We start from the raw sequence: 8,601 nt of genomic DNA on the forward strand, positions 1-8,601 counted from the left end.
GGCAAAAATTTATGCAATAGAAAAATTGCGTATTTAAGATTTTTTAGGCGAAATATGAGAGTATTTTAATAAATAGGGCTTGTGATCTTGTGATAATGTCATAGAACTGAATAAAAAAGAAGAATTTGAAAAATTAACTAAAATTCAAAAAAATCACACATTCTGCGCAAAAATTTATGAAGAGATAGACTTTATTATGTTAATATTTCATAGAGATTTTTAATTATAGACACTGAGCACAAATTATGTGTAAAACATTGAAAAATGCTAATTAATAGATTGTTGATACACTCAAAAAGATAAAAGCTGTTGCTGCGTATCTACCATTTTGCTCTTCCCTTCAATAAATGCTTTTAAGGCTTCGGGGTAGAGTTTATGCTCTGCTTTAAGAACTCTTTGTGCTAAGCTCTCAGCAGTATCATGGGGATAGACTGGAACGGCTGCTTGGGCAAGGATTTTTCCTGCATCCATGTCTTCTGTAACAAGGTGAACAGTGCAACCCGTGATTTTTACGCCTGCTTGTAAAGCTTTTTCATGTGTGTTTAAGCCTTTAAATGAAGGCAAAAGAGAAGGATGAATGTTTAAAATTCGTCCTTCGTAAAGTTTTACAAAACGTGGTGAGATAAGGCGCATATATCCTGCAAAGCAGAGAAAATCCGGTTTATATTGATCTAAAATCGTAAAAATACTTTCTTCATGCTCTTCTTTTGTTTTGTAAATTTTGCGATCAACAATATGAATAGGTAAGTTATGGTTTTGTGCCTTTTCAATACCATTTGCACGCGGATTATCGCAAATAACTGCGACGATTTCAGCAGGATATTCCTTTTGCTGACTAGCTTGAGCAAGGGCGACCATATTGGATCCATTACCAGAAATGAAAACGACGATTTGTTTTTTCATAAATGCAGTACCCCTTTATAAAGTATTCCTTTATTTTGATCTTGGCGTTTTGTTAAAATGCCAAGGGGAGTTACACTCTCTCCTTTTCTTTCAAGAGCTTGCGTAATTGTTTCAGCTGCATGCTGTGCTACGATAATGATCATGCCAATACCACAATTGAATGTTCTTAACATTTCTGCTTCTTCTATTTTACCTTGTTTGGCAATCCATGAAAATACTGCTGGAACATTGATGGTAGAAAGATTAATTTCAGCGCAGAGAGAAGATGGAACAACACGTGGAATATTTTCAGGAAAGCCTCCACCCGTAATATGAGCAAGAGCTTTAATCCCTTCGTATTTTTGCATGATGGGAAGAAGCGATTTTACATAAATGCGTGTTGGGGTAAGAAGTGCTATACCAAGGCTGTTTTCGGGGGCAAAAGGGGCAGGGTCATTCCATTTGAGATCATGTTGCTGGATGATTCGTCGAACAAGCGAAAAGCCATTGGAATGAATTCCAGAGGCGCTTAGACCTAATATAATATCACCTTCTGTTAAATCTTTTGAAGGGAGTAGTTTGCTGCGTTCGCATGCTCCTACAGCAAAACCGGCTAGATCATAATCTCCCTCTGCATACATTCCTGGCATTTCTGCAGTTTCTCCTCCAATAAGAGCAGCACCGGCTTGTTTACATCCTTCGGCAATACCAGAAACAATTGTAGCACCTTGTTCTGGGTCAAGCTTTCCAGTTGCAAAATAATCCAGAAAAAAGAGAGGTTCAGCCCCTTGTACGAGTAAATCATTGACACACATAGCTACAAGATCAATACCTACAGTGTTATGGTGACCTACTTCAATGGCAATTTTTAATTTTGTTCCCACACCATCATTGGCTGCTACTAGGATAGGATCTGTAAAGCCAGCTGCTTTTAAATCAAAAAGACCACCAAAACCACCAATTTCTGCATCTGCTCCGGCTCGTTTTGTCGCGCGTATAAAGGGTTTAATTTTTTCTACCATGGCATTACCCATATCGATGTTTACACCGGCTTTTGCGTAGGTAAGACCAACTTTGGATTTATTATTTGTAAGATCTTGATTGCTCATTGGAGCCTTCCTTTAATGGAAAATCAGGTTTTGACATTATGCAATGCCATGATAGAGTTCTCTCTGCAAGAGATATTGATAAGAAAATAAGCAACTTTTCTTGTACCTTATTTAGAAGATGTTTATAATTTTTTGTGAAGAATTTTTTAGGATATTTTATGAGCAAGATATCAGATAATCACGGTCAGTCTTCTTGGCAACTTATGAGAAAGAAAGTGGGTGAGAATACATCTCGTGATCGTTATAAGACTTATGTGCCAGCGTATACTCAATTACCGTTGCCGAATAATATGAAAAGGCAAATCTTTTTTTGGCTTAGTACGCTGATTTTTTTCGTTCTTTTTATGTTTGTTTTTGGATCGATTTTGCTTCCTTTTGTGGCAGGGATTGTGTTGGCTTATTTTCTCAATCCTATTGTTCAATTACTTGAAAGATTTGGTATTCGCCGTGTGTTTGGGACTGTCCTCATTACCTTATTTATTGTTATTACCTTTGTTGCTGCTTTAGTTATTTTGATTCCTGTTATTAGTTGGCAAATACAGCAATTTATGAGTGATGGTTTACCTGTTTATATTAATCGTATTCAAACCTTTTTTGTTGAGCATGATTTTGATTGGATAAGGCGCTATTTTGGAAGTGATCCAAATGAATTACGGAATAATATTAAAGGATTTTTGGGAGAAGGTTCTGATTTTATTACGTCTCTTTTGAATTCACTTTTAAAGTCAGGAAAATCTATCGTTAATATCGTTAGCCTATTTGTTGTGGCACCTGTGGTGGCATTTTATATGTTATTAGATTGGCCGCGTATGGTAACAGCAATTGATTCGTTAATACCGCGTGATCATCTTGAAACCGTTCGGAGTATTTTTCATGAAATGGATAGAGCTATTGCAGGCTTTGTTCGTGGACAAGGAACAGTTTGTCTTATATTGGGAGGCTATTATGCTATTGGTTTAACGATTGCAGGACTCAATTTTGGTCTTTTGATTGGTATGTTTATTGGTCTTATTAGCTTTGTTCCTTATATCGGCACAATGAGTGGTTTGGTCCTTTCTGTTGGTATTGCATGGGTCCAGTTTTATCCCAATAATTGGGGAGGAATCATCGTTGTGATGGCACTTTTTTTAATTGGTCAATTTATTGAAGGTTATATTCTTCAACCCAAGCTTGTAGGTTCATCAGTGGGATTACATCCCGTATGGTTGATGTTTTCACTTTTTGCTTTTTCTTCACTCTTTGGTTTTACTGGTATGCTTGTTGCTGTTCCTGCGGCGGCGGCTGTTGGCGTTTTAGTTCGTTTTGCTCTTCATACTTATCTTAGTTCTCAGATGTATTCGCGAAGGGGAAATTCGGAGCCGCTAAAATGAATGGGCGTGAAACGCAATTATCTTTAAATTTTCCTTATGATCCGATTTTTCAATTTGAGGATTTAGTGGTAACGGAAAGCAATCGTATGGCTTTTCAGCTTATTGATCATTGGCCCAATTGGAGCTTACCTATTGCAGTTTTGGTTGGAAAAGAAGGATCTGGGAAAACGCATTTTTCTAATATATGGCTCCAAAAAGCAGATGCTTTCAGGATTCAGCACAATGAAATTGATCAGGCTGTTACTATGGCTTCTTTAGGCAGATCATTTTTAATAGAGGATATTGGTGCAGGTGAAATTAATGAGACAGAACTTTTTCATTTAATTAACAGTATTAAGCAAGCAAATCTTGATGCACGACAAGCTACTTTATTGATGACGGCACGAACACTTCCTTCCGCTTGGAATTTAAAGTTAAATGATCTAAAAAGTCGTCTTAATTCGGTGATGTTCGTTGAAATTAATCAGCCTGATGATGCATTATTAACAGCTGTTGCATTTAAGCTTTTTTCCGATAGGCAACTTATTGTACATCCAGACACGGTTTATTATCTTGTAAGTCGTTGTGAACGTTCTTTATTTTCATTGAAGCGTGTTATTGATTCTGTTGATCAGTTGGCATTACAAAGAAAAAGAAAAATAACACGTGCTGTTATTGCTGAAGTTTTGAATAGAAGAAATCCGTAAATACTCCCTATCATGGCTTACTTATTCTGTCCTTCTATTATCGTTTCAATATGTGGCAAGACAAGTCATTTAAATTTTCTTCTTTTTTGATATCTGTTAAGAGTGAAAAATAGTATTTTTTACTTTAGTCATGTGTTTATCTTAAATAGCTTTGAGATTTTATTGTATGATGTTGAATTCTTTCCATCTTTGCATTTGAAAATTTTTCTAAAAAAGCGCTTTATTTTATTTATAATGGAACTTTCGTGCTTTGAAAAAATGTTTGTTGTTTATGGATTTGGATTTTAGAAGATTCTAGGATTTTTAATAAAAGAGTTCTTTGCAAGATAGAAAAAGAGGGGAAAAAGCTTAATACAGCTGATTTTTTGGCTTGTGTTCTCTTTTGGAAAGTTTTTCTATGATATTTAAGTCGTTTTTTTCTAAAATTGTATCTGTAGAATGCGTTTTGATACAGTGAGAGTTTGCTTAAAGCAGGATGAAAATTATGAAATCCTTACAGAGAAATTCATTATTTTTTTAATATAGATTGGATTCTTTACGGAGGTTGTTTTCTATTATTTGTCAATAAATATGTTATTGAGTAGGGAAAAAATTTTTAAAACGTGCTTTTTTGTAAAGAAATGCAACAAAATTAAAAAAAAGTGTGTTTTTCTCTTGCACTTCTGTTGTGAAAATTTTAGGAAATGTGCATCAAGTAAATGTAAATGGCGGAGCGTAGCGCAGCCTGGTAGCGCACCTGATTTGGGATCAGGGGGTCGTAGGTTCGAATCCTATCGCTCCGACCATATTTGATTAAGTGTGTGAGAATGACCCAATTGGGTACGTGTGGTGGAAAACTATCATTCAAGCGTTGTGTAATCTGAAGGAAAAAGGCATGATCGCACGTATTTATAGTCCTGCTAAGACAGCTATGCAGTCAGGTAAGGGGAATACAGGTTTTTGGATTCTAGAGTATGAGCCGGTGAAAGCAAAAATGCTTGAACCTCTTATGGGGTACACGGCAACGTCTGATATGAATAATCAGGTAAGGATCAGATTTAATAGGAAGGAAGAAGCGATTGCTTTTGCGCGTAAGAATGCTATCTCTTACCGTGTAGAAAAGAAACGTACGTCGATTCGACGTGCTATTTCTTATTCTGATAATTTTCGCAGTGATCGGCAGCACTCTTGGACACATTGAATTAAAGATGCTATTTTGAATTGAGAAAATAATCAGTTGGGTCCCGTAGCTCAGCTGGATAGAGCAACGGCCTTCTAAGCCGTGGGTCACAGGTTCGAATCCTGTCGGGATCACCATCCAGTTTTTACCCATGTATAACGTATTGATTCTTTGTAATCTTTTTAAAGGTTCGGGAGCGTTAACAAAAGTTCGGGAATAGGATTTTCCAACATACCGTTACAAAGCTCATCTTTTTCCTCCAACATTCTCTAATAATTTTTTGAATTCTTTGAAATCCACTGCTTCAAATGGGCGAAGACATTCTCTATCGCTTCCATGAGACGAGCAAAATTAAGAAATCATTTTCTAAAGAATTTCGCGCGTCTCAGAGTATGTTTAGAGTTGGATATTTGGTTTTTGTGTAAAAATACTTACAAACGCATCCATAATACGTGAAAAATCAAGCGCTAATAAGAGTATAATGAGTACAATCCATTTCGTATAACGAGACATCACTTTTACACTTTTGTAGGTCATGATGATTTCTTGAAGTATTTCTTTTTCTGCTTCTGTAAGCTCTATATCGTCTTGTGTTTTTTTTCTAGCCATGTTTCCACCCACACACGCGTTCACCTAGATTATTGTGCTTTAAGATTTCTCTTGCTAAGTTTGAACTGATGGCGTTCAGATCTTGCCGGCTTAAATAAATTGGCAACCAGCCAACATAAGAAGAAACATATTTATTTGTCGCGCAACCAGTCAGAGAGAGCAGCACGCACATCAGCATCACTTTTTTGATTAACTTCACTTTCCACCTCCAGACGTGTTGTGGTTGCTTTTAAAGCTTTTTCTGTTTGCTTTTGTTGCTCTGCTTTTTTCCCAAGAGTAAATGCTCTTGCTAATGCAATAAAAAAAGCGGCTAAAACCGCGCCTGTTACCATCAGATTTCTTTTCATCCATAAGATCATAGACGATGCTCCTGAAAGCGTTTAGCAACAAAGAAAATACCAGCACATGCGGCTAAAACCATAATGGTTGCCAAAGCCCATTGGATTGGTCCATTGCCTGCTAACAAGCCGCCAAGACCTGAGAAAGAGCCAATAATCGGTGCAAGAGCTTCTGCTTTGAAAACCCCCGTTGGTGCTTGCGTTTCTACTGTTTGATAATTGGAGGAAACATAAGCCCCTTTTGCCCATAAGCCTGTTTCTGCCGCGCGCCGGTGTGCTAGACCTTCAAGACGCTTACCTCCTGCTTTGGTCCATTTCTGTAGCTCGGCAGGGACAGCTTCATATTCACCTTGATTGAGCTTTTTTAACAGTGTCGAGTTACAAAAGGCTGTTGTTCCTACATTATAGCAAAATGACACTAACGCCGCGAATTGTTCATCTGTTAATGAAACTGTAACAGCGCGTTCAACGACATTTTCAAATTGTCTTAAGTCTTGGCAAAGAAGTTCTTCTGCTTGCTTTTCAGTGATTGTCATGCCTTCGTAAATAAAAGGTTTTCCAGCACTGTTTGTATGTCCATAACCGATTGTCCACACCCCAATGGCATCTTTATAGGCGTTCAAACGCAAACCTTCCCATTGTTTGATAAGTGCTAGTCCTTCTGATGATATTTTTCGCATATGATTCTCCATAAAAAAAGCTCCGCAAAAAGCAGAGCTGGATTAAAAAATTGATATTTTTCCCATTTGAAAGGATGGCTTGTTAAAACCTATGTAGCTTGTTCATTGGAACAAAAGAATGTATTTGACATTATCTATTGTGTAGCATATAAACTACAAATGTTTATTGTTAAAAAAACACACTATTTTACAGAGTGGTTAGACTCGTTAAAAGACAAACAAGTGCAAAAGAAAATTGCTGCACGTATTTTCCGCCTTGAATATGGGCTTCTAGGAGACGTGAAATATTTCCGTGGCATTGGTGAACTAAAAATAAATTATGGACCAGGCTATAGGATTTATTTTGTAAAACAAGGGAAACAAATCATTTTGTTATTAAATGCTGGTGATAAATCCACACAACAAAAAGATATCGAAAAAGCCCTTCAATTAGTAAAGGAAATGAAACATGGAAATTACTAAATTTGATGTAAGTGAATATTTTAATACGCCTGAAGACTTTAAGATCTTATTAGATGATGCTTTAGAAACCAAAAATAGTGGCTATATTGCACATGTATTAGGTATTATTGCGCGTAAACAAGGAATGACAACTGTTTCTCAAGAGACAGGACTAAATCGCGAGTCTCTTTATCGTTCTTTAAGCGATAAAGGTGATCCACGACTTTCTACTTTTCTTAGTGTTTTGAATGCTTTAGATTTGCAAATGAGTTTGACACCTATTCAAAAGAATTGTAAGGAGCAGACAGCTTTAGAAGAAGCATCTTAACCACCTCCCCATTTTAAGAACGGGGAGGGGAGATGTGTTTTACTTAAGCAATCTTTTTAATGAGGGGCTCTACATCTGGTTTATAACCTATCATGTATCCTCTTCATCCATATGGATGACGCCTTCGCCTTCGTCACATGCGTTTGGTGGGGCGTTTGGATCAAGGGTATCATCCTTGTCTGGTGTTGTGTTTGCAACGTTTCCAGCCGCATCTTCTTGCGCTTTATCAAAAAGTTCGCACTCTATTTTTGTGGTGTAACCGCCCGTTTTATCAAGTTTGTGCTTAACGCTCTTGATGCGCCATTCTGCTGGAATATAGGGGCGGAAAGGGGGCTCTTGAACAAGCTTTGCTTCTGCTTGCACAAACGGATCACCACCGATATCACATGAGAAAGAAGACTTACCGCGTGATGATTTATTGCGATAAGCAGCAATGGCCGCAACAGCCTCTGATTGGTTATGGTAGGTGTATTTGAGTTCATGAAACGGTGGGTTACCAACTTTGACTTCTTTTTTTTCACCACTGCGTAAATCATGATAGGTTGCGAGAACACCGCCTTTTTTCTCTTTGTCTTCCTCTTCTTTCTCAGGTGTTGTTTCTGCTTTTTCCGATTCAGATGGTGATGGTGCTCTGTCATTGTCATCCATATGGATAAAGTTTTCATCATCATCAATCTCTTCTGGTTCTCGTGCATCAGCTGCAGCTTTTTGATCGTCCCCCACATCCGTTTCTAAGCCATTGGCTGCACCTGCTTCATCTCGTGCGCTGTATTTAAAATCCCAAGAGGTGCAATGTTTCTCATGAATAACAATAATAGGGAGTGTTTCACCGGTGATGGCTTTGCCTTCACCCCGTTTGGCAAGAACAAGTTTACCATCAACGGGCTTTGCTACCGCATCATAGTCTTCTGCAAGGCGTGTAGCAAAAGCCATATCGCTTTCAGCTGTTTGGTCAATGTGACGCACAACGATTTTTGCAAGAGAAGGATCAACCTTTGG

Annotated in this window: 11 protein-coding genes and 2 tRNA genes; 7 read left to right on the forward strand and 6 right to left on the reverse strand. The window is 37.6% G+C overall.

Features of this window, described 5'->3' with window-relative positions:
* Positions 1 to 291: 291 nt before the first annotated feature.
* Both purN and purM read right to left on the reverse strand, forming a co-directional pair.
* Entirely contained in the window at positions 292 to 903 is a 612-nt protein-coding gene (gene purN, locus ACFIKB_RS04765) for a phosphoribosylglycinamide formyltransferase (RefSeq protein ID WP_375635912.1), read from the reverse strand.
* Positions 900 to 1,991 (reverse strand): phosphoribosylformylglycinamidine cyclo-ligase, encoded by a 1,092-nt coding sequence (purM, locus tag ACFIKB_RS04770; protein WP_375647547.1) that lies wholly within the window; start codon positions 1,989 to 1,991, stop codon positions 900 to 902. Before purM ends, purN begins: the two co-directional genes overlap by 4 nt.
* 158 nt (positions 1,992 to 2,149) lie before the next feature.
* On the opposite strand from purM, the gene ACFIKB_RS04775 reads away from it, so the two are divergent.
* From ACFIKB_RS04775 to ACFIKB_RS04795, 5 genes are all read left to right on the forward strand, one after another.
* On the forward strand, positions 2,150 to 3,361 hold the full coding sequence (locus ACFIKB_RS04775; protein WP_015856481.1) for an AI-2E family transporter: 1,212 nt from the start codon (positions 2,150 to 2,152) through the stop codon (positions 3,359 to 3,361).
* Positions 3,358 to 4,047, forward strand: coding sequence for a DnaA regulatory inactivator HdaA (gene hdaA / locus ACFIKB_RS04780; RefSeq protein ID WP_026500728.1), 690 nt, complete (start codon positions 3,358 to 3,360; stop codon positions 4,045 to 4,047). Before ACFIKB_RS04775 ends, hdaA begins: the two co-directional genes overlap by 4 nt.
* A 708-nt stretch (positions 4,048 to 4,755) precedes the next feature.
* Positions 4,756 to 4,832, forward strand: a tRNA-Pro gene (locus tag ACFIKB_RS04785).
* Positions 4,833 to 4,921: 89 nt separating this feature from the next.
* On the forward strand, positions 4,922 to 5,227 hold the full coding sequence (locus tag ACFIKB_RS04790) for an ETC complex I subunit (protein WP_015856479.1): 306 nt from the start codon (positions 4,922 to 4,924) through the stop codon (positions 5,225 to 5,227).
* A gap of 39 nt (positions 5,228 to 5,266) precedes the next feature.
* Positions 5,267 to 5,343, forward strand: a tRNA-Arg gene (locus ACFIKB_RS04795).
* 259 nt (positions 5,344 to 5,602) lie between these two features.
* On the opposite strand, the gene ACFIKB_RS04800 is transcribed toward ACFIKB_RS04795, so the two are convergent.
* The 3 genes from ACFIKB_RS04800 to ACFIKB_RS04810 all read right to left on the reverse strand — a co-directional run bounded on the left by ACFIKB_RS04800 (position 5,603) and on the right by ACFIKB_RS04810 (position 6,833).
* A complete protein-coding gene (locus ACFIKB_RS04800) occupies positions 5,603 to 5,815 on the reverse strand; it encodes a hypothetical protein (protein WP_375644727.1) in 213 nt (70 codons plus the stop codon).
* 131 nt (positions 5,816 to 5,946) lie between these two features.
* Entirely contained in the window at positions 5,947 to 6,174 is a 228-nt protein-coding gene (locus ACFIKB_RS04805; protein ID WP_375652951.1) for a hypothetical protein, read from the reverse strand.
* Entirely contained in the window at positions 6,171 to 6,833 is a 663-nt protein-coding gene (locus tag ACFIKB_RS04810; RefSeq protein WP_375652952.1) for a lysozyme, read from the reverse strand. The genes ACFIKB_RS04805 and ACFIKB_RS04810 overlap by 4 nt, the downstream gene beginning before the upstream one ends.
* Before the next feature lie 159 nt (positions 6,834 to 6,992).
* Here ACFIKB_RS04810 and ACFIKB_RS04815 point away from each other — a divergent pair, with 159 nt between their 5' ends.
* Positions 6,993 to 7,295: a type II toxin-antitoxin system RelE/ParE family toxin gene (locus tag ACFIKB_RS04815; RefSeq protein ID WP_006589072.1), complete on the forward strand. Its 303-nt coding sequence runs from the start codon at positions 6,993 to 6,995 to the stop codon at positions 7,293 to 7,295.
* On the forward strand, positions 7,282 to 7,602 hold the full coding sequence (locus ACFIKB_RS04820; protein ID WP_375620577.1) for an addiction module antidote protein: 321 nt from the start codon (positions 7,282 to 7,284) through the stop codon (positions 7,600 to 7,602). Before ACFIKB_RS04815 ends, ACFIKB_RS04820 begins: the two co-directional genes overlap by 14 nt.
* Before the next feature lie 90 nt (positions 7,603 to 7,692).
* Here the strand turns inward: ACFIKB_RS04820 and ACFIKB_RS04825 are convergent.
* The coding region (locus ACFIKB_RS04825; RefSeq protein WP_375652954.1) for a late control protein at positions 7,693 to 8,601 on the reverse strand (909 nt) is incomplete at its 5' end.

This window comes from Bartonella sp. MR110HLJHH, from assembly GCF_042194225.1.
Lineage (GTDB): Bacteria > Pseudomonadota > Alphaproteobacteria > Rhizobiales > Rhizobiaceae > Bartonella > Bartonella grahamii.

Coding starts and splice junctions, on each gene's coding strand:
- purN (WP_375635912.1), bottom strand. CDS start 903: ATGAAAAAACAAATCGTCGTTTTCATTTCTGGTAATGGATCCAATATG.
- purM (WP_375647547.1), bottom strand. CDS start 1,991: ATGAGCAATCAAGATCTTACAAATAATAAATCCAAAGTTGGTCTTACC.
- ACFIKB_RS04775 (WP_015856481.1), top strand. CDS start 2,150: ATGAGCAAGATATCAGATAATCACGGTCAGTCTTCTTGGCAACTTATG.
- hdaA (WP_026500728.1), top strand. CDS start 3,358: ATGAATGGGCGTGAAACGCAATTATCTTTAAATTTTCCTTATGATCCG.
- ACFIKB_RS04790 (WP_015856479.1), top strand. CDS start 4,922: ATGATCGCACGTATTTATAGTCCTGCTAAGACAGCTATGCAGTCAGGT.
- ACFIKB_RS04800 (WP_375644727.1), bottom strand. CDS start 5,815: ATGGCTAGAAAAAAAACACAAGACGATATAGAGCTTACAGAAGCAGAA.
- ACFIKB_RS04805 (WP_375652951.1), bottom strand. CDS start 6,174: ATGATCTTATGGATGAAAAGAAATCTGATGGTAACAGGCGCGGTTTTA.
- ACFIKB_RS04810 (WP_375652952.1), bottom strand. CDS start 6,833: ATGCGAAAAATATCATCAGAAGGACTAGCACTTATCAAACAATGGGAA.
- ACFIKB_RS04815 (WP_006589072.1), top strand. CDS start 6,993: ATGTTTATTGTTAAAAAAACACACTATTTTACAGAGTGGTTAGACTCG.
- ACFIKB_RS04820 (WP_375620577.1), top strand. CDS start 7,282: ATGGAAATTACTAAATTTGATGTAAGTGAATATTTTAATACGCCTGAA.